Genomic DNA, 23,850 nt, shown 5'->3' with positions numbered 1-23,850 from the left:
CGGGGGCTGCCTCGAGGAGAAAACATGCCCATCCTGACGCGCCGCCGGCGCGGCGCACGCCGCTATGCCGGCGGCATCGATCTCGACACAACGGAAGTGCGGCTCGCGATACTGAGCCGCGGCGGCTCTCACGCGGCGTCTGTCCGCGTGGAGTGGTTCGGCGCGGCGCCGCTCGAGCCCGCCTGGCAAGGCGGCGCGGCGCCGGCCGAACGCGAGGCTGCGGCCTCGGCGCTCGCGCGGCTCGTCGACGCGTGGCCCGGCCGGCACGGCGCGCGCGCCGTGTCCTACGCCATGGCACTGCCCGGCAGCGCCGTTTTTCGTGCGCTGGTGCCCGCCGCCCGGCACCCCGCAATGACCATGACCGCTGCTGCCTTGTCCGACGCGGCTTTGCCGGCCATGGAACCCCTGGTGCGGGCCCAGGCCGAGCGTGTCACGGGCTTTCCGGGTGACACGCTCGCGCTCGATTGGTCGCTGGGGCACCCGGTTGGGGTTATGTCCGCGGGGGCATCGAGCCATGCCGTCGGCGATCCATCTCTCATGATCGCGGCTGCACAACGGCAATGGGTGGAGATGCGCGTGGAGGTGGCGGCCGCGGCGGGCGTCGTGCTCGATGCCGTCGATGCCGAGCCGCTGGCGGCTTGCCGTGCTCTTTGCCGGGCGGCAGCGCTCGAGCGGCAAGAGGGCGACGCGTACGCGGCTGTCTGGATTGGTGCAGACGGCTTTTACGCGTGGCGCGTCGAGCATGGCACGCCGGCAGACGAAATCCACTGCGCCGCCGGCGGCGATCCGGTAGCGGCGCTGCGCGGGCTTTCGGGCTCTCGGGCATTGGCGCGCGCGATCGTCGCAGGCGACCTCGATAGGCTCGAGGGCTATGGCTTGACGCTTGCCGATATCGGCGATGCGCTCGGCTGCACAGTCTCGACGTTCGATTGCGCGGCATTCGTCGACGGCAGCGTGCGCGGGCAGTTCCCGCATGCTTGCGGCCAGCCGCGAGCGGCTGCGTTCGCCGTTGCTTTCGGACTCGCGCTGCGCGGGGAGGCGCCATGACCGCAAGGCTGCTTACGAACCGCGATGGGTGCGTGACGGGCCTGTGTCTTGGCGGATTGAATCTGCTGCCGTACCGGCAGGCGCTCAAGCGTGGCCGTGGCCGCCGGCGGCTCATCGAGTGCGCGTCGGCAGCCGCGGCCGGCATTGCGGCGGCAGGAGCGGCAATCGCGTGGAATGCCTTCGGGGATGCGCGCGAGGCCGGTCCGCGCTCGGCGCTCGCAGCGCAGCTGCGCGGGCTCGAGCCGCTGCTCGCCGAGCGTGCGCGGCTCGACGCCATCGAGACCCAGGCGCGCGAGCGCGATATCTTCGTCGCCCGTCTTGCAGGGCCGGGCCGGGACCTGTCGGCGCTCGTCGATGCCTTGAGTGGCGAGCCCTCTCCGGGCGTCGCGCTTTATCGGCTGCACCATACCGAAGCGGGTGTGGAGTTGCGGGCTGGGGCAACGGATTCCACCGTCGCCGCAGGCTGGATCGGGCGCCTCGCCCGCGTGCCCGGTGTACGCGCCGCCGAGATAACCGATATCCGGGGGGCCCGGCGAAGTGCCCTTCCCGTCGACGTCGTGGCTCGTCTCGAATGGGCACGCGTGGGCGCCTCCGCTGCGGGGGCGCCGCCGCGGGCCACAGGGGCACGGCCATGAGCACGGCATTCATCGCCCCTGGTGCCGCGTTTCGGCATAGTGCGCCGGCCTCGCCCGGTCATGTCAGGGTCGCGAGGATCGGACATTGGTTCCGGGTGGGAGCAACGGCGCCGCACGCCTGGGGGGCCGCGCACCGGTGCGTTGCCGCCGCGGCGGCGGCCGTTGCGGCGTTCGCGTGCAGTTGGTATGGCGCACACGTCGCCGGGCTCGACGGGCATCTCGCCGGGCAGCCGGCACCGGCCGAACTCGCGCGACGCGTCGAAGCGGCGCGCGCACGCGTGGCGGAGTTGCCATCGGTTCGCGGGCGTATGCAGGCGGGCCCCGAACGCAACCCCGATGTCTCCTCGTCGGCAGGCCCGCGTTGGCAAGCCGTATCGACGCTGGCAGCCCGGCACGGCATGACGATTCGCACTCTCGAGCCGCGTGCGGTAGTCGGGGACGGCCCCCACGCGGTTCGCCCGGTGCGGATGTCGGCACGGACGAGCTTCGCCGGGCTCGTCGGATTCGTGCAGAGGCTCTCGACGCTGCCCGTGCTCGTCGTGCCGGTTGAGTTCAGCGTCGAGCAGGCGGACGGCATGCTGCTGCTCGAAACGACGCTGCGTGTCCACGAGGGACTGCCCGCATCGCCGATTGCCCGGGAGGGCGAAGCGGCGCCGGACGGCCAGCGCGCCCGCGGCGAGGAGCGGCAACCGTGGTTCCATGACCCGTTCGATGTCTCGCGGCAGCAAGCCGCCCGACAGGTGCGAGCCGTTCGGCTGCTCGGGACCATGCGCGATGGGCACCGTTCGATTGCGGTTCTCGACACGAGCGAAGGCACCATGGTGCGGCTGGCGGGGCAGGCAGTCGGGCTCGAGCGGCTCGTGCGCATCGGCCCGCGCGCCGTCACGCTTGCGGGACAGGCCGGCGAACGCGTGATGACGCTGGCAGAGGAGGCGTCGTGAGTCCGCGATCGACGGTGTCGGCGTGGCTGATCGCGGTTGGCGCGGTCGCCAGCTGGCCTGGGCGCGCGGCCATCCCCCCGCTGCCGCCCTGGCCGGCCGATTGGACCCCCGGCCAGATGCGCGAGCACACCGCCGCGCCGCTCGATGCCGGGGGTGAATCGCAGCGCGCCGCGCCGGTTGCCGAGTTGGACGATGTCCCGCCCGGCGTTGGCGAAGTAGAGCCTGGCGATGATGACGACGAAGACGATGACGTAGGCCTGGCCCTTTCATCGTCGCGTGATGCGCGCGCCCAGCGGCGGGCACCGGACGCTGCGCACCACGCCAACGAAGCAGCCAATGATGCGGCCGAAGGGCCGAGCGGCGAATCGGAAGACCGACCGGCACGTCAAGATCGGCTCGGACAAGGGCTCGCGCCGTTGCCCGAGGCGCAGCCCGGCGCATCGGCTGGCGTGCGCCTCGAGGGACCGCCGGTGCCGCTTGCCCCCGCGCCGCGCCTGAGTGCGGGCGCGGCGGGGGGCCGCCCGCGCGTGCTCGACGATGCGCCGATTACGATGCACTTTCGCGAAGCCAGCCTCGCCGACGTGCTCGACGCCTTTGCGCGGTTTACGGGCCTGAACATCGTCGCGAGCGAGCGCGCCCGCGGTCCGGTCACGCTCTTTCTGAACGACGTGCCGTGGCGGACGGCATTCGATACGCTGCTGGACGCCAAGGGCCTCGCGATGACGCGCAGAGGCAACGTGATCTGGGTCGCGCCGGTGGCGGAGCTCGCCGCGCGCGAGCGGCAACGCTTCGAAGCCCATGCCCGTGCGGCCGATCTCGAGCCACTCGCGAGCCGCACGTTCGTTTTGCGCTACCCGCGTGCGGAAGACGTGCAGCGCCTGCTGACGGCGGCCGGCGCGCAGCGTGTGCTTTCGAAACGTGGCGCCGCGATGGCGGATGCGCGCACGAACCTGCTCTTCGTGACCGACCTGGACGCTCGCCTCGCCCAGGTGGCCCGGCTCGTCGAGGCGATCGACAAGCCGAACCGGCAGGTGCTTATCGAGGCTCGCATCGTCGAGGGTGCGCGAGGGTTTTCGCGCGATCTCGGCGCCCGCCTCTCGGTGCGGGCTGCCGCCGCGGCTAACGGAGCCGGCCGCGAGGCAGCGGGCTTGGGCGGCGGCGGCGCCAACGGGCTCGTGCACGACCTTGCCGCACGCGGGCTGGGCGGATTCGAGGCGGCCACGGCCGGCTTGACGCTCTTCGCGGCGCGCGCGACGCGCCTCGTCACGGCCGAGCTCAGCGCACTCGAGGCCGAGGGGCGCGGGCAACTCGTGTCGAGCCCGCGCATCGTCACGGCGGATCGCATGAAGGCGACGGTCGAACAGGGCACCGAGCTGCCATACCAGGCCAAAGTGCGCAACGGCGTCTCGGGCGTCCAGTTTCGCCGCGCGACGCTCCGGCTCGACGTGGAGCCGCAGATTACCCCGAACGGCCGCGTCGTGCTGGATCTCGATATCGCCAAGGACAGCGTAGGCGAGGCGACCGCGGCCGGGCCCGCCATCGACACGAAGCGCGTACGCACACGGGTGGAAATCGAGGATGGCGGTACGGTCTCGATCGGCGGTATTTATGAGCAATCGCGTCGCGACGATGTGACGCGCGTGCCGGTGTTAGGCAAAATACCTCTTTTGGGTGCGCTTTTTCGGCATCGGATGGCGCGCGAGCAGACGAGCGAACTCGTGGTTTTCATCACGCCGCGCGTGATCGGGGCTGACCAATGACGGCCGGCCACGCCCGGGCGGGCGCACTCGACAAGCCGGCGCCTTTGCCAGTAAGCTGCGCCACGAGCCATAGCGGAATTGTTCAGAGGATACTGTTGCAAGAGCAGGGCGCACACACCAATATTTTTTTCGTGGGACTCATGGGGGCCGGCAAGACCACCGTGGGTCGCGCGGTCGCGCGCCGGCTCGATCGGCCTTTTTTCGATTCCGATCACGAAATAGAGGCGCGTACCGGTGCGCGCATTCCCGTCATCTTCGAATTGGAAGGGGAGGTGGGTTTTCGCGAGCGCGAGGCGCAGGTCATCGCCGAGCTGAGCTCGCGCGAATCGATCGTGCTTGCCACGGGCGGCGGCGCGGTACTGCGTGCGGATAACCGCGAGTTGCTTCACAAGCGCGGCATCGTCGTCTATCTTCGTGCGAACCCGCACGATCTCTGGTTGCGCACGCGCAAGGACAAGAATCGCCCGCTTTTGCAGACGGACGATCCGAAGGCCAAGCTCGAAGCGCTCTATGACATACGCGATCCGCTTTACCGCGAATGCGCGCATTTCGTTGTCGAAACCGGGCGGCCATCCGTCAACGGCCTCGTCAACACGGTCCTGATGCAGCTCGAAATGGCCGGCATCACTCGGCAGATAAACTCATGATTACCGTCAACGTCGATCTCGGCGAACGCAGCTATCCCATTCATATCGGCGCGGGGCTCATCGGCCAGACCGCGCTTTTCGCGCCCCACATCGCGGGCACGTCGGTGACGATCGTCACCAATACCACGGTCGAGCCGCTCTACGGCGACGCGCTGCGCGCCGCGCTCGCGCCGCTCGGCAAGGAAGTCTCCACCGTGGTACTGCCCGACGGCGAAGCCTACAAGAACTGGGAGACGCTCAATCTCGTATTCGATGCGTTGCTCGAGGGCCGCGCCGACCGCAAGACGACGCTTATCGCGCTGGGCGGGGGTGTCATCGGCGACATGACGGGGTTCGCCGCCGCCTGCTACATGCGCGGCGTGCCGTTCATCCAGGTACCGACGACGCTGCTTTCGCAAGTCGATTCGTCGGTGGGCGGCAAGACCGGCATCAACCATCCGCTCGGCAAGAACATGATCGGCGCGTTCTACCAGCCGCTTGCCGTCGTGGCGGACATCGGCGCATTGCGCACCTTGCCCGGGCGCGAACTCGCGGCGGGCATCGCCGAGATCATCAAGACCGCCGCGATTGCCGACCCGGCGTTCTTCGAGTGGATCGAGTCGAATATCGATGCGTTGAATGGCTGTGATCCCGACGCGCTCGCGCATGCCGTCAAGCGCTGCTGCGAGATCAAGGCGGCGGTCGTGGCGGCCGACGAGCGCGAGGGCGGCCTGCGGGCCATTCTCAACTTCGGGCATACGTTCGGCCATGCGATCGAAGCGGGGCTCGGCTATGGCGAGTGGCTCCACGGCGAGGCCGTCGGCTGCGGCATGGCAATGGCAGCCGATCTCTCGGTGCGGCTCGGCTATCTCGACGACGCGGCGCGCAAGCGCATCGTTGCCCTCGTCGGCGCCGCAAAACTGCCCGTGCAAGCCCCGGCGCTCGGCGATGCCCGCTATATCGACCTCATGAAGGTCGATAAGAAGGCCGAGGCCGGCCAGATCAAGTTCATCTTGCTCAAGCGCATTGGCGAGGCGATGACGACGGGCGTGCCGGAAGACGTACTGCGAGCAACGCTCGCGGCCAGCATCTGACGACGGCCGGCCGAGCTCAGGCGCCGCGCCGTGATTCGAGGGGGATGACATGAACCAGAACCCGATGCTCGACGAATCGGCCGGCGCCGTGCCGGGCGATCCGCGGACCCCGGCGTGGGGCGCGCCGACCGTCGCCATGCTCGAAGCGCATCTCGCGCCCTACGCGGCGCACTCGGCGCGCTCGCGCGGGCGCCGCTATTCCGAGGCCGCGCCGCACGCGCGCACCGAGTTCCAGCGCGATCGCGACCGTATCGTCCATTCCACGGCCTTTCGCCGCCTCGAATACAAGACGCAGGTATTCGTCAATCACGAGGGGGACCTGTTTCGCACGCGTCTCACTCACAGCCTCGAGGTGGCCCAAATCGCGCGCTCGGTCGCGCGCAACCTGCGCGTGAACGAGGATCTCGTCGAGGCCATTTCGCTTGCGCACGATCTTGGTCATACGCCGTTTGGCCATGCGGGCCAGGATGCGCTCAACGACTGCATGCGCGAGCATGGCGGCTTCGAGCACAATCTGCAGAGCCTCGCCGTTGTCGACGAACTCGAGGAGCACTACGGCGGCTTCAATGGCCTCAACCTCTGCTTCGAAACGCGCGAAGGCATTCTCAAGCACTGCTCGCGCGAAAATGCGCTCAAGCTCGGAGAACTCGGCGAGCGGTTCCTGACGGCCAAGCGGCCTTCGATCGAGGCCCAGATCGCCAATATCGCCGACGAGATCGCCTACAACAACCATGACGTCGACGATGGCCTGCGTTCAGGGCTCCTGACTATCGAGCAGCTCTCGCAGGTGGCGCTGTGGCAGCGGCACTACGAGGAAGCCCGCCGCGCGCATCCGCAGCTCGATGGCCGGCGTCTCGTGCACGAAACGGTGCGGCGCATCATCAATACGCTCATCGTCGATCTGATCGAGACCACGCGCGCCAATCTGGCCGAGCATGCGCCCGATTCGCTCGACGCCGTGCGCGCCGCCCCCGTGCTTGTAGCGCACAGCGGCGCCGTGGCGGCACAGGCAGCCGAGCTCAAGCGCTTCCTTTTCAGGAATCTCTATCGGCACTACCGTGTGATGCGTATGGCCAGCAAGGCGCGGCGCGTCATCAGCGGGCTCTTTGCCGCGTTCACCGAAGACCCGCGGCTCTTGCCGCCCGACTACTTCGCCGATGACCCGGCCACGCAGCCGCGGCTCATCGCGCATTACATCGCGGGCATGACGGACCGCTACGCCCTGAAGGAATACCAACGTTTATTTGTCATCAACGATAACTAAACTGTTCGGCCGGCACGAGGCCGATTCGACTCCGTGCCGGCCGCGCGCTTATCGGCGCGTTATTTCCAAGGAGAAGAAATGAGGGATTGCAAGACGCTGGTTCGGTTGCTCGCGTTCGGGGGTGTGCTCTTCGCCGGTGCGACGCAGGTCGCCTCGGCCGCCACGGAAATCCAGTTCTGGCATGCGATGGAGGCCGCGCTCGGCGAGCGCGTGAACGAGATCGCCAACCAGTTCAACGCATCGCAGAGCGACTACAAGATCGTGCCCGTCTTCAAGGGCACTTACGATCAGACGCTCGCAGCCGGCATTGCCGCTTATCGCAGCGGCAATGCGCCGGCGATCCTGCAAGTGTATGAGGTAGGCACGGCCACGATGATGCAGGCCAAAAAGGCCATCGTTCCCGTGAGCGAGGTGTTCAAGCAGGCCGGCACGCCGCTCGATTCGAAGCAGTTCGTGCCGACCATCGCGAGCTACTACAGCGATGCAAAGACGGGCGAGCTCGTTTCGATGCCGTTCAACAGCTCCACGCCGGTGCTGTACTACAACAAGGACGCGTTCAAGAAGGCGGGCCTCGATGCGAGCCAGCCGCCGAAGACGTGGCAGGAGTTGGCCGACGACGCCGCGAAGCTGAAGGCTGCCGGCATGTCGTGCGGGTTCACGACGGCGTGGCAGGCGTGGGTGCAGCTCGAGAACTACAGCGCATGGCACGGGCTGCCGTTCGCCACGCGCAACAACGGCTTCGACGGCACGGACGCGAAGCTCGAGTTCAACAAGCCGCAGCAGGTCGCCCATATCGCCTTCCTCCAGAAAATGGCGAAGGACGGCACGTTCACGTATGCGGGCCGCAAGGACGAACCGGCGGCGAAATTCTATAGCGGCGACTGCGGGATCCTCATGGGTTCCTCGGGCTCGCTCGCGACGATCCGCAAATACGCCAAGTTCGAGTTCGGTACCGGCATGATGCCTTACGACGCGAACGTGAAGGGGGCGCCGCAAAACGCGATCATCGGCGGAGCCAGCCTCTGGGTGCTTTCGGGCAAGGATCCGAATGTCTACAAGGGTGTGGTGAAGTTCCTCACCTATCTTTCCTCGCCGGCCGTGGCCGCCAAGTGGCACCAGGACACGGGCTATCTGCCCGTGACGCAGGCCGCCTACGAGGAAACGGAAAAGTCGGGATTCTACAAGAGCCATCCCGGCGCGGATACGGCGATCCGCCAGATGTTGAACAAGCCGCCTCTGCCGTATACGAAGGGCCTGCGACTCGGCAACATGCCGCAGATCCGTACGATCGTCGACGAGGAACTCGAGCAGGTTTGGGCGCAGAAGAAGACCGCGAAGGACGCCCTCGATTCGGCCGTGTCCCGCGGCGACGAGCTGCTGCGCCGTTTCGAGAAGTCGGGCACCTGAGCCTGCGGGCGCCCACCGCGTGCCGGGCGCCCGGCACGCGGCACGACGGTTCCACCCGAAGAACGCCCGCGCTGTGCCGTTCCATCCGGCGCGTGTGGGCGGCAGCGTCATTGAGCAGGCACCCAAAAGTCATGCGAGAACGTTCCCGTTTTGCGGCGAGTCCGCTACCCTATCTTCTCCTCGCGCCGCAGTTGGCCATTACCGCCGTGTTCTTTCTATGGCCGGCGGGCGTGGCGCTCTGGCAGTCGACGCAAATGCAGGATGCGTTCGGCACGTCGAGCGAATTTGTCGGCTTCGCGAACTTCGCGCACCTGTTCGCCGATCCGCTCTACCTCGATTCGTTCAAGACGACGCTCGTTTTCAGCTCGCTCGTGACGGCGACGGGCCTGGCCGTGTCGTTGCTGCTGGCCATGTGCGCCGACCGGGTCACCCGCGGTGCGAAGCTTTATCGCACGTTGCTCATCTGGCCGTATGCCGTGGCGCCGGTGCTCGCCGCCGTGCTCTGGGCATTCCTCTTCAATCCGAGCATAGGCCTCGTCACTTACGCGCTGGCCAAGGCGGGCATCGTCTGGAACCATGCGCTCAATGGCGGACAGGCGATGTTTCTCGTGGTGCTGGCGTCGGTCTGGAAACAGGTCAGCTACAACTTTCTTTTCTTCTATGCGGGATTGCAGGCGATTCCGCGCTCGTTGATCGAGGCTGCCGCGATCGACGGCGCCGGCCCTGTGCGGCGTTTTTTCGGCATTGCTCTGCCGTTGCTGTCGCCGACGACGTTTTTCCTCTTCGTCGTCAACATGGTCTATGCCTTCTTCGATACGTTCCCCGTTATCGACGCGGCTACGGGAGGAGGGCCGGCCCAGGAGACGAAAACGCTCGTCTACAAGATCTTCGCCGAAGGCTTCCAGGGCCTCGATATCGGCAGTTCGGGGGCGCAGTCGGTCGTGCTGATGGTAATCGTCGTCGCGCTGACCGTCGTTCAGTTCCGCTTCGTCGAACGCAAGGTACAGTACGCATGATCGAGAATCGCAAAGGCTTCGATCTCTTCTGTCACGCCGTGCTGATCCTCGGTGTGGTGGTGATCGCATTTCCCGTTTACGTGGCCTTTTGCGCGGCGACCATGAGCGAGCGCGAAGTGTTTACGGTGCCGCTGTCGCTCGTGCCAAGCGGCCATCTCTTCGAGAACGTGGCACGCATCTGGAATCAGGGTACCGGCAACGCGGCGAGCCCGTTCGGGCACATGCTGCTGACGAGCGTCGTCATGGCGCTCGCGATCTCGATCGGCAAGATCGCCGTGTCGATCATCTCGGCCTACGCGATCGTGTTCTTCCGCTTTCCGCTGCGCAACACGGCCTTCTGGCTGATCTTCGTCACGTTGATGCTGCCCGTCGAGGTGCGGATCTTTCCCACGGTGCAGGTCGTTTCGTCGATGCACCTGGTCAATACCTATGCCGGCCTCACGCTGCCGCTCATCGCGTCGGCCACCGCCACGTTCCTCTTTCGTCAGTTCTTCATGACGCTGCCCGACGAACTGATGGACGCCGCGCGCATCGACGGCGCCGGCCCGATGCGATTCTTCTTCGACGTCGTGCTGCCCTTGTCGAAAACGAACATCGCGGCCCTCTTCGTCATCACGTTCATCTATGGCTGGAATCAGTATCTGTGGCCGATTCTCGTCACGAGCGAGCAGTCGCTCATGACGGCCGTGGTCGGCATCAAGAGCATGATCGCCTCCGGCGATGCCGCCACGGCCTGGCATCTCGTGATGGCCGCGACGCTGCTTGCGATGCTGCCGCCGCTGGGCGTCGTCATCGCCATGCAGCGCTGGTTCGTGCGCGGGCTCGTCGACGCGGAAAAATAAACGCCGGTAAATGCCGCTACGGGCTGCCGCCCCGGGCGGATCATCAGGAGAACTGACCAAGTATGGCTGCGCTGAGTTTGAAGGGCGTTCGCAAGAGCTACGACGGCAAGCACTTCGTCTTGCACGGCATCGATGCCGACATCGCGGACGGCGAGTTTGTCGTGCTCGTCGGCCCGTCGGGTTGCGGAAAGTCCACGCTGCTGCGGATGATCGCGGGGCTCGAGAGCGTCTCCGAAGGCGACATCGCTATCGGAGGCCGCGTCGTCAACACGCTCGAGCCGAAGGATCGCGACATCGCCATGGTGTTTCAGAATTACGCGCTCTATCCGCATATGAGCGTGCGGGAGAACATGGCGTACGGGCTCAAGATTCGTGGCATCGACCGCGCGCAGATCGATGGCCGCGTGGCGTCGGCCGCGAAGATTCTCGAACTCGAGCCGTTGCTGGGCCGTAAGCCGCGCGAGTTGTCGGGCGGGCAGCGCCAGCGGGTGGCGATGGGGCGTGCGATCGTGCGCGAGCCGGCCGTCTTCCTCTTCGACGAACCGCTTTCCAACCTCGACGCGAAGCTGCGTGTTCAGATGCGGCTCGAGATTCAGCGCCTGCATGCGCGGCTGGCGACCACGAGTGTCTATGTCACTCACGATCAGGTCGAGGCGATGACGCTTGCCCAGCGCGTGATCGTCATGAACGGCGGCCGCGCCGAGCAGATCGGTGCGCCAACTGAAGTGTACGAACGGCCGGCGACCGTGTTCGTGGCGGGGTTCATCGGTTCGCCGGCGATGAACCTGATCGAGGGGCGGCTCGCGGACGACGGCAGGACGTTCGAGGTGGCGGGCGGCGGCCCCGTGCTCGCGCTCGCAGACGTGCCGGGTGTCGGGCGGGAGATCGCGTGCGGACGCGACTGGATACTCGGCATTCGCCCGGAGCATATGACGCCGCGTGCGGGGCCGCCGCAGGCACCGCTCGTCGTCGAGTCGTGCGAGCTGCTCGGCGCCGACAATCTCGCGCATGGGCGCTGGGGCCGGCACGATGTGACGGTGCGTCTACCCCACGCGCACAGGCCTGTACGGCAAGAGGTCGTATCGGCCGTGCTGCCGCCCGAGCATCTGCACTTTTTCGATCCGACGAGCGGCGCGCGCGCCGGTCTCGCCTGAACGAGCCGGCGCCCGAGAACCGGCGCCCATGCCGGTCGCGAGCCCGACATAGTCGATGAGAGAGTCATGACGACGCAGACGCACCCCTGGCCGTACCCCCGCGTGGCCGCGCATCGCGGCGGCGGAACGCTTGCCCCCGAGAACACGCTGGCCGCGATCGATACCGGCGCGCAACTCGGCCACAGGATGGTCGAATTCGACGCGAAGCTCTCGTTGGACGACATCGTCTTTCTGCTGCACGACGACACGGTCGATCGCACGTCGAACGGGCAGGGCGCGGCTGCGCGTATGCGCTACGCCGAACTCGCCGCGCTCGACGCGGGCAGTTGGCGGGACGCGCGCTTCGCCGGCGAGCGGATGCCGACGCTCGAGGCGGTGGCCGAACGCTGCATGGCACGCGGGCTGGCTGCGAACGTCGAAATCAAGCCGTGCCCGGGCCGGGACATCGAGACCGGACGACGGGTGGCTGCCGAGGCCGCGCGGCTGTGGGCGGGCGAGGCACCGGCCCCGCTGCTGTCCTCCTTCTCGGTGGCGGCGCTCACGGCGGCGCGCGAGGCAGGCCCCTCGTTACCGAGGGGCCTGCTCGTCGATGCCATTCCGCGCGATTGGCGGGAACAGGCCGAGGGGCTGGCTTGCATTTCCCTGCACGTGAACCATCGCCACCTCGACGCTGCGCGCGTGGCCGACATCAAGGCGGCGGGTTTGCGCCTCCTCGTCTATACGGTCAACGATCTCTCACGCGCCCGCGAACTCGCCGGCTGGGGTGTCGATACGATCTGTACGGATCGCATCGATCTCATCGGCGCGGACTTTTTCGAGCGGGTGTGAGCGCACGCTCACGCGCAGCCCGACCGCTCGAAGACCGGGCGTGAAGGGGCATGAAGGAGCGTGAAGGGAAATCAGCGGTTGCGTGCCATCAGCCAGCCCGTGAGCAGCGCGAGTCCTCCAACGACCGCGAGCGTCTCCCACGGGTTTTCCCGTACATAGTGCTCGGCGCCGGAGACGGCGGAAGCAGCGCGTTGGCGTATCGTCTCGCGCGTGCCGTCGAGCCGGGCACGCGCGGCGTCGAGTCGTTTGCGCATCTGCTCGCGCAAGACGGCCGCGTCGGCCTGTGTGCCGTCGGCCAGCGTTTCCTCCAGCTCGGACAGTAGCTCGCGCATCTCGCCGCCGATATCGCCGGCGGCGTTGCGGCTATGCCTCGCGATGCGACGTGCGTGGCGTCCGGCGCTTTTCCATGAGGTTTCGAGCGCGTCGCGCGTATTCGGTAGTGCGGTCATGGGTCGCTCCCTCGGTTTTCGAGTAACGGGATGGACGAACCCGCAGTCCGACTGCGGGGAAGCCATGCTGCCGCAACTTCGGTGCCAACGCCCGGGCAGTGGCGGGCGCACCGGTTCGCGCGGGCAGGCGCGGCAAAGATGCGATGAAAAACGAGTAGAAACGTTACCGGCGAACAATGTCCACGGTTGAAATTACAACGCCGCCGTGAATCACAGCGGCGTTCATCAAATGCTCAACTTGCACTAGGCTAGAAGGCGTACCCGATCTTTGCGTAGGTCACGATCGGGTTGAGCTTGATCTTTGCTTGCGTGTGCGACGTCACGCCGAATGGCCCGACGTTGGATGTCGTGAGATCCGCGGTCACGCTGACCGGAATGTACGAGATCGACACGCCGGCAAACCAGTGTTTGTTGAACGAGTAATTGAAACCGGCATTGAATACCGGGGCCCAGGAACGATCCGTCGAAACGGAGGTCGGACTGCCATGAAGCACGCCGGACTCGAATGCAGTGTTGGTGATCTTCGCGTCGCTGAACCAGACGCGCGTCACGCCAATGCCGAGATACGGCCGGAACCGGTCGTCGGGCTTCATGAAATTCCACTTGAAGAGCAAGGCGGGACTCCATTGCCGGGCGCTTCCGAGCTTGCCGTACGAGGCGAACGAGCCTGTGCCTTCGATGTTGAATTTCGGCGGGATGCCGCCTTCGAGTTCGGCGGCAAGATGATCCGTGATGAAGTAGCCGATGCTCAGGCCCAGCGTGTCGGAGTTGTCGACGGTCGAACCTGTGCCGGCGACCTCTCTGTTGATCGTCGTGCCGCCGAGGCTGATTTGTTTGAACGGATCGCTGGAGCTTTGAGGGGCGAGATGGAACCACCCCGTTGTAGCGTAGAAGGTGCCAGCCGATTGTGCCTGCGCAGCCGTCGTACAGGCGAGCGCCAGGACGGCCCCCGTAATGGCCTCTTTTAATTTCATGTGTCTTCCTCCATAAAAGGCCCGCCTATTATGAGTAGAAGGTTTCAAACAAACCAAGCGCGCTCGCTAGAGCATTCTCCCTAGCGTGGCACGCACGCGGCGCAAGCCGCATCAGCCCGTCGCACAGACTCACGCGGCGCTTCGTCCCTTGGGGTTATCACCAACGTACTAACGGAATCCAGCATGGCACGGCTTGCACGTCTTTACGTCCCTGAACAGCCGCAGCACGTGATCCTGCGCGGACTCGACCAGCAGCCCGCTTTCGTCGACGAACAGGACTACGAGCTTTTTGTCGATTGCCTGAAAGCCGCTTCGCGCGATCACCGTCTGGCAGTTCACGCCTATGTGCTGATGCCGGGCACGGTCCAACTGCTCGTCACGCCGAGCGACGAATCGAGCTTGCCCAAAGCGATGCAGGCGGTCGGGAGGCGCTACGTCGCGCACTTCAACCGCCGATACTCGCGGCGCGGCACATTGTGGGAAGGCCGCTATCGCGCGACGGTCATCGAAGGCGAGCGATACTTCCTGCTCGCAAGTCGCGTGATCGAGTTGTCTCCCGTGCGCGAGCACCTCGTCCCGGCAGGCGAGGACTACCGATGGTCGAGCTATCGCCATCACATCGGGCTCACGGTCGACAGCCTCGTGACCGACCACCCTCTTTACTGGTCGCTCGGCAATACGCCGTTCGAACGGCAACGCGCCTACAAGGACCTTTGCGAGCAACCGCTCGACGAGCGCGAAACCAACGAGTTGCAGCAGGCCACGCTCAAAGGCTGGGTGCTCGGCGGCGAGTCTTATCGCGAGTGGGCGGCGCGCGCCGCGAACCGCCGCGTTTCGCCGTTGCCGCGCGGCCGACCCAAAAAGGTCCGCGAAACGCCGCAGACGCAGCAGTAGCACGGCGAGTTTCTCCGGCCGCCCGCCGGCGGCCGTCATTCGGCGCAGCGACCGCCGCGGGCGGTGCTGCGCGCGCGACCGAAGCGGCCCATCGCGGGCCGCTTTTTCTTTTGACGCGCCTATCTGCATGCTTTGTTGATATGTCCCCATTAAAAATGCACCGCAATGATGCGGCGCGATAATTGGGGTCGTATCATGCGATTTTTGTTGCTATTCCTTTGATTCGTCGCGTATATTCCGATTTCCAGCGGCCTGACCGACGCGTGCCCTTTCTTCGGGGTGCTGCGGTGCGGCCCGCGAAGCCCTAATGCGAACGGCCTGTCCGGCCCCCCATCAGACGGTGTCCCCATGAACGACAAGCAACCGATCACCACGGTCCCCGCCGCGCAGGGTCTATATGACCCGAGCAACGAGCACGATGCCTGCGGCGTCGGTTTCGTCGCCCATATCAAGGGCCAGAAGAGCCACGAGATCATTCAGCAAGGGCTCAAGATCCTCGATAACCTCGATCACCGCGGCGCCGTGGGCGCCGATCCGCTGATGGGCGACGGCGCCGGCATCCTGATTCAGGTCCCGGACGCCTACTATCGCGAGGAAATGGGGCGGCAAGGCGTGACGCTGCCGCCGGCCGGGGAATACGGTGTCGGCATGATCTTCCTGCCGAAGGAACACGCATCGCGGCTCGCCTGCGAGCAGGAGCTCGAGCGCACGGTCAAGGCCGAGGGCCAGGTCGTGCTCGGCTGGCGCGATGTGCCGGTGGACCACGCGATGCCGATCTCGCCCACTGTGAAGGCGACCGAGCCGGTCATCCGGCAGATCTTCATCGGGCGCGGCCGCGACATCATGGTGACCGACGCGCTCGAGCGCAAACTCTACGTCATCCGCAAGACGGCGAGCCACCGCATCCAGGCGCTCAAGCTGAAGCACGGCAAGGAATACTTCGTGCCGTCGATGTCGGCGCGCACGGTGGTCTACAAGGGCCTGCTGCTGGCCGGGCAGGTGGGCGTCTATTACCGCGACCTGCAGGACGAGCGCGTCGTCTCCGCGCTCGCACTCGTGCACCAGCGCTTTTCGACCAACACGTTCCCCGCATGGGAGCTGGCCCACCCGTACCGCATGATCGCGCACAACGGCGAGATCAACACGGTGAAGGGCAACGTCAACTGGCTCAACGCGCGCACCGGTGCGATCGCGAGCGCCGTGCTCGGCGAGGATCTGCCGAAGCTCTGGCCGCTCATCTATCCGGGGCAATCGGATACGGCGTCGTTCGACAACTGTCTCGAGCTGCTCGTGATGGCGGGCTACCCGCTCGTGCACGCGATGATGATGATGATTCCGGAAGCGTGGGAGCAGCACACGCTGATGGACGAGAACCGCCGCGCGTTCTACGAATATCACGCCGCGATGATGGAACCGTGGGACGGCCCGGCCGCGATCGCGTTTACCGACGGCCGCCAGATCGGCGCGACGCTCGATCGCAACGGGCTGCGTCCGGCGCGCTACATCATCACCGACGACGACTTCGTCATCATGGCGTCGGAAGCGGGCGTGCTGCCGATTCCCGAGTCGAAGATCGTCAAGAAGTGGCGTCTGCAGCCGGGCAAGATGTTCCTCATCGACATGGAGCATGGCCGCATCATCGGCGACAAGGAGCTCAAGGACAACCTCGCGAACGCGAAGCCCTACAAGAGCTGGATCGACGCCGTGCGCATCAAGCTCGACGAAATCGAGCCGAAGCTCGAGGACGTCGCGACCGAGCGCCGCGAAGCCGCCGTTTTGCTCGACCGTCAGCAAGCCTTCGGCTATACGCAGGAGGACGTCAAGTTCCTGATGGCGCCGATGGCGCAGCAGGGCGAGGAGGCGATCGGCTCGATGGGCAACGACTCCCCGCTCGCGGTGATGTCGAACAAGAACAAGACGCTCTATCACTACTTCAAGCAGCTTTTCGCGCAGGTGACGAACCCGCCGATCGACCCGATCCGCGAGAACATGGTGATGTCGCTCGTCTCGTTCCTCGGGCCGAAGCCGAACCTGCTCGATACGAACAACATCAACCCGCCGATGCGCCTCGAAGTGTCGCAGCCCGTGCTCGACTTCAAGGACATCGCCAAGATCCGCGCCATCGATCAGTACACGGGCGGCAAGTTCAGCTCGTATGAGCTCAACATCTGCTATCCGGTGGCCTGGGGCAAGGAAGGTATCGAGGCGCGTCTCGCCTCGCTGTGTGCCGAGGCCGTCGATGCGGTGAAGTCCGGCTACAACATGCTGATCGTGTCCGACCGCCGCGTGGATCGCGACAACGTCGCCATTCCGGCGCTGCTCGCCACGGCCGCGATTCATACGCACCTCGTTTCGCAGGGGCTGCGCACGAGCACGGGTCTCGTCGTCGAAACGGGTTCGGCGCGCGAAGTGCATCACTTCGCGCTGCTCGCGGGCTACGGCGCCGAGGCTGTCCACCCGTATCTGGCGATGGAGACGCTCGCCCAGACCGCGCAGGGCATGAAGGGCGACCTCTCGCCCGAGAAGGCGATCTACAACTTCACGAAGGCGGTCGGCAAGGGCTTGCAAAAGGTGATGTCCAAGATGGGCATCTCGACCTACATGTCGTACACGGGCGCGCAGATTTTCGAAGCGGTCGGCCTCGCGAGCGACCTCGTCGAGAAGTACTTCAAGGGCACGGCCTCGAAGGTCGGCGGCATCGGCCTCTTCGAAGTGGCCGAGGAAGCGATCCGCCTGCATCGCGAAGCGTTCAGCGACAACCCCGTGCTCGCGACGATGCTCGACGCGGGCGGCGAGTACGCGTACCGCGTGCGCGGCGAAGACCACATGTGGACGCCCGACGCCATCGCCAAGCTCCAGCATTCCACGCGCAGCAATTCCTATCAGACGTACAAGGAATATGCGCACCTGATCAACGATCAAACGCGCCGCCACATGACGTTCCGCGGCCTGTTCGAGTTCAAGCTCGATCCGTCGAAGGCGATTTCGCTCGACGAAGTCGAGCCGGCCAAGGAGATCGTCAAGCGCTTCGCCACGGGCGCGATGTCGCTCGGCTCGATCAGCACCGAGGCGCACGCCACGCTCGCCATCGCGATGAACCGCATCGGCGGCAAGTCGAATACGGGCGAAGGTGGCGAGGACGAAATGCGCTATCGCAACGAACTGCGCGGCATTCCGATCAAGAACGGGGATACGCTCGCGTCGGTAATCGGCCACGAAGTCGTGCGCGACATCCCGCTGAAGGATGGCGATTCGCTGCGCTCGAAGATCAAGCAGGTCGCTTCGGGCCGCTTCGGCGTGACGGCCGAGTACCTCGCTTCGGCCGACCAGATCCAGATCAAGATGGCGCAGGGCGCGAAGCCCGGTGAAGGCGGCCAATTGCCGGGGCACAAGGTGTCCGAGTACATTGGCAAGCTCCGCTATTCGGTGCCGGGCGTTGGCCTGATCTCGCCGCCGCCGCACCACGACATCTACTCGATCGAGGATCTGGCGCAGCTCATTCACGATCTGAAAAACGCGAACCCGGTGGCGAGCATCTCGGTCAAGCTCGTTTCTGAAGTGGGCGTCGGTACGGTGGCGACCGGTGTCGCAAAGGCGAAGGCCGACCATGTGGTGATTGCCGGCCACGACGGCGGCACGGGCGCCTCGCCGCTTTCGTCGATCAAGCACGCGGGCACGCCGTGGGAGCTCGGCCTGGCCGAGACGCAGCAGACCCTCGTGCTGAACCGCTTGCGCGGGCGTATCCGCGTGCAGGCCGACGGCCAGATGAAGACGGGCCGCGACGTCGTGATCGGCGCGCTGCTCGGCGCAGACGAATTCGGCTTCGCGACGGCACCGCTCGTCGTGGAGGGCTGCATCATGATGCGCAAGTGCCATCTGAATACGTGCCCCGTCGGCGTTGCGACGCAGGATCCCGTGCTGCGTGCGAGGTTCCAGGGCCAGCCCGAGCACGTGGTCAACTACTTCTTCTTCGTCGCGGAGGAAGTCCGCGAGATCATGGCGCAGCTCGGCATCCGCAAGTTCGACGATCTGATCGGCCGCGCGGAGCTGCTCGACATGAAGAAGGGCATCGAGCACTGGAAGGCGAAGGGCCTCGACTTCGCGAACGTCTTCTATCAGCCGGCCGTGCCGGCCGACGTGGCCCGCCGCCATGTGGACGTGCAGGACCACGGCCTTGTGCGCGCACTCGACCATACGCTGATCGAAAAGACCCGCGCCGCGATCGAGAAGGGCGAGCACGTGTCGTTCATCCAGCCCGTGCGCAACGTGAACCGCAGCGTCGGCGCGATGCTCTCCGGCGTGATCGCGAAGAAGTACGGCCACGATGGTTTGCCCGACGACACGATCCATATCCAGTTGAAGGGTACCGCCGGTCAAAGCTTCGGCGCGTTCCTCGCGCGCGGCGTGACGCTCGATCTCGTCGGCGACGGCAACGACTATGTCGGCAAGGGCCTCTCGGGCGGCCGCATCATCATCCGCCCGACGAATGACTTCCGCGGCAAGTCCGAGGAAAACATCATCTGCGGCAACACGGTGATGTACGGTGCGATCGAAGGCGAAGCCTATCTGCGCGGCGTTGCGGGCGAGCGCTTCTGCGTGCGCAATTCGGGCGCGAGCGCCGTCGTCGAAGGTACGGGCGATCACGGCTGCGAGTACATGACGGGCGGCACGGTCGTCGTACTCGGCGAGACCGGGCGCAACTTCGCGGCCGGCATGTCGGGCGGGGTTGCCTTCGTCTACGATCCGGACGGCACGTTTGCCTCCAAGTGCAACCGCTCGATGGTCGCGCTCGAGCCGGTGCTGCAGCAGGCCGAGCAGGAGCGCACCGTCGACCGCGCGCTCTGGCATACCGGCGTGACCGACGAAGGTCTCCTCAAGGGACTCGTCGAGCGGCACTTCCAGTTCACGGGCTCGCCGCGCGCGAAGGCGTTGCTCGAAGACTGGGACGCGGCGCGCCGCCAGTTCGTCAAGGTCTTCCCGACCGAGTACAAGCGTGCACTCGCCGAGCTCGGGGCAAAGAAGGCCGCGAAGGAGGCGCTCGCGGCATGAGCGCCGGGCTTCGGACGAACGCACAGCACTGACGCTCAAACGAACGCCCTTTCTTGCCGCGATGCCACCGGTGCCGCGCAGAAAGGGCGAAAGATACGACGCCATCGAGGCTTGCCGTATGCGAACGACGCATGCGGCGCCCGCCGGCCCCCGATACGATTTGGATCACGACAAGAGAACCCCATGGGCAAGGCAACCGGTTTTCTCGAATACGAACGCCTTCACGAGGCATACGAAGCGCCGCTTGCGCGCGTAAAGCATTACAAGGAATTCGTCCTCGCACTGAGCGACGACGACGCGAAGATTCAGGGCGCGCGCTGCATGGACTGCGGCATTCCGTTTTGCAACAACGGCTGCCCGGTCAACAACATCATTCCGGACTTCAACGATCTCGTTTACCGCCAGGACTGGCGGCAGGCGATCGAAGTGCTGCATTCGACGAACAACTTCCCCGAGTTCACGGGCCGCATCTGCCCGGCGCCGTGCGAAGCGGCTTGCACGCTCGGTATCAACGCGGAGCCCGTCGGTATCAAGTCGATCGAGCACGCGATCATCGACAAGGCCTGGTCCGAAGGATGGGTCACGCCACAGCCGCCGAAGAAGAAAACCGGCAAGAAGGTCGCCGTGGTGGGCTCCGGGCCCGCGGGACTCGCCGTCGCGCAGCAGCTCGCGCGTGCGGGCCACGACGTGACGGTGTTCGAAAAGAACGACCGCATCGGCGGCCTGCTGCGCTACGGCATCCCCGACTTCAAGCTCGAGAAGTGGCTCATCGACCGCCGCATGCGCCAGATGGAAGCCGAAGGCGTGACGTTCCGCACCAACGTCTTCATCGGCAAGGACGCGCTGCCTCCGTTCATCGGCAGCACCGCCAAGGAAACGATCTCGCCGGACGAGCTCAAAGAGCGTTTCGACGCCGTGGTCGTGGCCGGCGGCTCCGAGACGCCGCGCGATCTGCCGGTGCCGGGGCGCGAGCTGGCCGGCGTCCATTTCGCCATGGACTTCCTGCCGCAGCAGAACAAGGTCAACGCCGGCGACAAGGTTACCGACCAACTGCTCGCCAAGGGCAAGCATGTCGTCGTCATCGGCGGCGGCGACACGGGCTCGGACTGCGTTGGCACGTCGAACCGGCATGGGGCGAAGAGCGTCACGCAATTCGAGTTGCTGCCTCAGCCGCCGGAAGCGGAGAACAAGCCGCTCGTCTGGCCGTATTGGCCCATCAAGCTGCGCACGTCGTCCTCGCACGAGGAGGGTTGCAGCCGCGATTGGGCCGTCGCCACGAAGCGCCTCGAAGGCAAGAACGGCAAGGTCGAGAAGCTCATCGCGGCACGCGTCGAGTGGAAGGACGGCAAGATGCAGGAAGTGCCGGGTTCGGAGTTCGAGCTCAAGGCCGACCTCGTGTTGCTGGCGATGGGCTTCACGCAGCCGGTCGCGGGCGTGCTCGAGGCGTTCGGCGTCGACAAGGACGCGCGCGGCAACGTCCGCGCGTCGACCGAAGGCGAGCGCGCCTACTATACGTCCGTCGACAAAGTCTTCGCGGCCGGCGATATGCGCCGGGGCCAGTCGCTCGTGGTCTGGGCGATCCGCGAAGGGCGGCAGTGCGCGCGCTCCGTCGACGCTTACCTCATGGGCAGCTCCGAGCTGCCGCGCTAAAGCGCGCGGGCTAGGCGTGGCCGATTCGACGGAGCCCGCGCCCGAGACGGACCATGCGGACCATGCCGGCTGGCATCGCTGCTTCGTGGCGCTCGTGCCCGATGCCGCCTCGCGGGAGGCCCTCGCGGCATTGCCCATCGATGTGGGCGTGCGCCGCGTGCCCGCCGATCAGCTGCATATGACGCTCGCGTTTCTCGGCTCGATTGCCGAGAGCAAAGGGCGAGCACTGGCGGCGGCGCTGCCCGCCGCCGTCGTGCCGCTGCCGGCGCTCGCGCCGCGGCGGCTCGCGTACTGGCCTCATCCGGGCCGCGCGCGGCTCGCCGCACTCGATTTCGAACCGGCGGACGAACTCGCCGTGCTCGAAGCACGAGTCCGCGCGCTCATTGTCGATCTCGGCCTGCCGATCGACGACCACCGGCCGTTTCGTCCTCATGTCACGCTCGCGCGCATGTCGCGCAATGCGAAGGCCGCGGGCGCGCACAGGACGGCGCGCGAGGACGTTTCGTTCGACGGCGCCGAGGCTTTCCGTTTCGATATGCTGACGCTTTATTCGAGCACGCTTGCGCGCGGCGGCGCGCGCTATCGATCGCTCGCGAGCGTGCCCGTGCCCGCGCGTTGAGCCTGCCTTGCGGCCTTGGGTGCGTTTGTCGCGCGCGCCAAACGCACGCGCCAAACGCACGCGACAAACGCACGCGACAAGCGGCTCACGGCCGCCCGGTCATACCGCCCGTGCCGCCTTCGTCGACGAAGGCGCGGGGCGCCGCTCGAGCGTCGCGCTCGTCGCGCTCATCGAGGCCATCGACGCTTCCCGCGAGGGCCTGGCCTTTCGTCTCGGGCAGGATCAGCGCCGCCGCGACGACGAGCAGATAGCCGGTGCCCGCCACGATCCCGATTGCCTTGACGAGCGATGTCGTTTGCGCGAGCGAGCCAACCGCCATCGGAAAAAACGAACCGATGCCGCGCCCGAAGTTGTAGCAAAAGCCCTGGCCCGAGCCGCGGATCGAGTGCGGATAGAGTTCGGACAGATAGGCGCCGATGCCCGCGAAGATCCCGAGCATGACGAGGCCCAGGGCGAAGCCGAGCACGAGCATCGTGCGATCGGTGATCGGCAGCATCGTGTAGACCATCGCGAGCGTGAACGAGCCGAGCGCGAAGAGCACGAAGACCGGGCGACGGCCGAGCCGGTCCGCGAGCACGGCGCCCGTCACGTAACCCGCGAACGACCCGGCGATCAGCACGATCAGGTAGCCGCTCGTACCGAACACGGACAGATGGCGCTCGGTTTTCAGGTAGGTCGGAAGCCATGTCGTGATGGCGTAATAGCCGCCGAGCATACCGGTGCAAAGCAGGCTGCCGAGCACCGTCGTCGGCAGGTGGCGGCGCGAGAAGATATGAAGGAAATGCGAGTGGTCGAGGCCGGCTTCGCGCGCCTTGCGCGTGGCGATGAAGATATCGGGCTCGCTGACGTTGCGCCGGATATAAAGAATCCAGAGCGCGGGCGCGATGCCGAGCCAGAAGCACGCGCGCCAGGCGTAGGCCTCGGGCAGCAGCGCGAAAGCGGCCCAGTAGACGATCGCCGCGGCTGCCCATCCGAACGACCAGCTGCTTTGCACCATGCCAACGGCCTTGCCGCGATGCGCCGGCGAGCGGATGGTCTCCGCCATCATCATCGTCACGACCGACCATTCGCCGCCGAAGCCGAGTCCTTGCAGCGTACGCGTGGCGAAAAGCTGCCAGAACGACTGCGCAAAGCCTGAAAGGCAGGTGAAGAGCGCGAACGTGGCGATCGTCGCCTGCAGCACGCGTACGCGGCCGTAGCGGTCGGCCAGGACACCCGCGAGCCACCCGCCGACGGCCGACGAAATCAGGGCGCCTGTCGCGATCGTTCCCGCCTCGCTTTTCGTCATACCCCATGTCGCGATCAGCGTCGGGATCAGAAACGCGTAGATCATGAAGTCGAACGCGTCGACCGCGTAGCCGCCGAAGCCGGCATAGAGCGTGCGGCGCTCGCGCACCGACAACTCGTGAAACCATCGCAACGATTCCATTCGGCTCCCTTTTTGGCTGCGGCGGAACGACAATCAGGCATGACAGGCGCGACGCCGGCCATTGTAGGCGCATCCGCGAAGCCGGTGGGGCCAGGTGGTTCGGCCGCCGGCTTGCCTCGGGCGCTACGGCGCGTCCGTCTTTCCGTCTCTTACCGATTGCTACATTTGTCAT

19 protein-coding genes are annotated in these 23,850 nt (G+C 66.1%); 16 read left to right on the top strand and 3 right to left on the bottom strand.

What is annotated here, in order from left to right; translation table 11 throughout:
- Window positions 1-24 precede the first annotated feature (24 nt).
- From pilM to ugpQ, 12 genes are all read left to right on the top strand, one after another.
- A complete protein-coding gene (gene pilM, locus U0034_RS07880; RefSeq protein ID WP_085228291.1) occupies window positions 25-1,047 on the top strand; it encodes a pilus assembly protein PilM in 1,023 nt (340 codons plus the stop codon).
- Window positions 1,044-1,682, top strand: a complete 639-nt coding sequence (locus U0034_RS07875; RefSeq protein ID WP_085228290.1) for a hypothetical protein — start codon at window positions 1,044-1,046, stop codon at window positions 1,680-1,682. Before pilM ends, U0034_RS07875 begins: the two co-directional genes overlap by 4 nt.
- Window positions 1,679-2,623, top strand: a complete 945-nt coding sequence (locus U0034_RS07870) for a hypothetical protein (RefSeq protein WP_139831167.1) — start codon at window positions 1,679-1,681, stop codon at window positions 2,621-2,623. Before U0034_RS07875 ends, U0034_RS07870 begins: the two co-directional genes overlap by 4 nt.
- Window positions 2,624-2,739: 116 nt before the next feature.
- Entirely contained in the window at window positions 2,740-4,383 is a 1,644-nt protein-coding gene (locus tag U0034_RS07865; RefSeq protein WP_176072635.1) for a type IV pilus secretin PilQ, read from the top strand.
- Window positions 4,384-4,523: 140 nt separating this feature from the next.
- On the top strand, window positions 4,524-5,030 hold the full coding sequence (locus tag U0034_RS07860) for a shikimate kinase (protein ID WP_386092293.1): 507 nt from the start codon (window positions 4,524-4,526) through the stop codon (window positions 5,028-5,030).
- Entirely contained in the window at window positions 5,027-6,103 is a 1,077-nt protein-coding gene (gene aroB, locus U0034_RS07855; RefSeq protein ID WP_085228286.1) for a 3-dehydroquinate synthase, read from the top strand. The genes U0034_RS07860 and aroB overlap by 4 nt, the downstream gene beginning before the upstream one ends.
- Window positions 6,104-6,167: 64 nt before the next feature.
- Window positions 6,168-7,367 carry a deoxyguanosinetriphosphate triphosphohydrolase gene (locus tag U0034_RS07850; RefSeq protein ID WP_085228356.1) on the top strand — a complete coding sequence of 400 codons (1,200 nt, stop codon included), beginning with the start codon at window positions 6,168-6,170 and terminating at the stop codon, window positions 7,365-7,367.
- A gap of 78 nt (window positions 7,368-7,445) precedes the next feature.
- Window positions 7,446-8,774 (top strand): sn-glycerol-3-phosphate ABC transporter substrate-binding protein UgpB, encoded by a 1,329-nt coding sequence (gene ugpB / locus U0034_RS07845; protein ID WP_085228285.1) that lies wholly within the window; start codon window positions 7,446-7,448, stop codon window positions 8,772-8,774.
- A 131-nt stretch (window positions 8,775-8,905) separates the two neighbouring features.
- On the top strand, window positions 8,906-9,790 hold the full coding sequence (ugpA, locus tag U0034_RS07840) for a sn-glycerol-3-phosphate ABC transporter permease UgpA (RefSeq protein ID WP_085228284.1): 885 nt from the start codon (window positions 8,906-8,908) through the stop codon (window positions 9,788-9,790).
- On the top strand, window positions 9,787-10,632 hold the full coding sequence (ugpE, locus tag U0034_RS07835) for a sn-glycerol-3-phosphate ABC transporter permease UgpE (protein ID WP_085228283.1): 846 nt from the start codon (window positions 9,787-9,789) through the stop codon (window positions 10,630-10,632). Before ugpA ends, ugpE begins: the two co-directional genes overlap by 4 nt.
- A 62-nt stretch (window positions 10,633-10,694) precedes the next feature.
- Entirely contained in the window at window positions 10,695-11,786 is a 1,092-nt protein-coding gene (locus U0034_RS07830; RefSeq protein ID WP_085228282.1) for a sn-glycerol-3-phosphate import ATP-binding protein UgpC, read from the top strand.
- Between the two features lie 66 nt (window positions 11,787-11,852).
- A complete protein-coding gene (gene ugpQ, locus U0034_RS07825; RefSeq protein WP_085228281.1) occupies window positions 11,853-12,614 on the top strand; it encodes a glycerophosphodiester phosphodiesterase in 762 nt (253 codons plus the stop codon).
- A gap of 71 nt (window positions 12,615-12,685) precedes the next feature.
- On the opposite strand, the gene U0034_RS07820 is transcribed toward ugpQ, so the two are convergent.
- Window positions 12,686-13,063, bottom strand: a complete 378-nt coding sequence (locus U0034_RS07820; RefSeq protein ID WP_085228280.1) for a DUF883 family protein — start codon at window positions 13,061-13,063, stop codon at window positions 12,686-12,688.
- Between the two features lie 248 nt (window positions 13,064-13,311).
- The gene (locus tag U0034_RS07815) at window positions 13,312-14,037 is read right to left on the bottom strand and encodes an OmpW/AlkL family protein (RefSeq protein WP_085228279.1); all 726 of its coding nucleotides are present in this window, start codon (window positions 14,035-14,037) and stop codon (window positions 13,312-13,314) included.
- A gap of 183 nt (window positions 14,038-14,220) precedes the next feature.
- Here U0034_RS07815 and U0034_RS07810 point away from each other — a divergent pair, with 183 nt between their 5' ends.
- The 4 genes from U0034_RS07810 (at window position 14,221) to thpR (ending at window position 22,249) form a co-directional block, all read left to right on the top strand.
- Entirely contained in the window at window positions 14,221-14,931 is a 711-nt protein-coding gene (locus tag U0034_RS07810; RefSeq protein ID WP_085228278.1) for a transposase, read from the top strand.
- Window positions 14,932-15,279: 348 nt separating this feature from the next.
- Window positions 15,280-19,980: a glutamate synthase-related protein gene (locus U0034_RS07805; protein WP_085228277.1), complete on the top strand. Its 4,701-nt coding sequence runs from the start codon at window positions 15,280-15,282 to the stop codon at window positions 19,978-19,980.
- Window positions 19,981-20,163: 183 nt separating this feature from the next.
- On the top strand, window positions 20,164-21,630 hold the full coding sequence (locus tag U0034_RS07800; RefSeq protein WP_085228276.1) for a glutamate synthase subunit beta: 1,467 nt from the start codon (window positions 20,164-20,166) through the stop codon (window positions 21,628-21,630).
- Between the two features lie 16 nt (window positions 21,631-21,646).
- A complete protein-coding gene (gene thpR / locus U0034_RS07795) occupies window positions 21,647-22,249 on the top strand; it encodes an RNA 2',3'-cyclic phosphodiesterase (protein ID WP_085228275.1) in 603 nt (200 codons plus the stop codon).
- Between the two features lie 85 nt (window positions 22,250-22,334).
- Here thpR and U0034_RS07790 read toward each other — a convergent pair whose 3' ends face one another.
- On the bottom strand, window positions 22,335-23,678 hold the full coding sequence (locus tag U0034_RS07790; RefSeq protein ID WP_085228274.1) for an MFS transporter: 1,344 nt from the start codon (window positions 23,676-23,678) through the stop codon (window positions 22,335-22,337).
- Window positions 23,679-23,850: the final 172 nt, after the last annotated feature.

Origin of the sequence: Trinickia caryophylli (assembly GCF_034424545.1) — a bacterium.
Lineage (GTDB): Bacteria > Pseudomonadota > Gammaproteobacteria > Burkholderiales > Burkholderiaceae > Trinickia > Trinickia caryophylli.
Note: the sequence above shows the minus strand (reverse complement) of the source record. Positions and strands in the feature narration are given on the sequence as shown.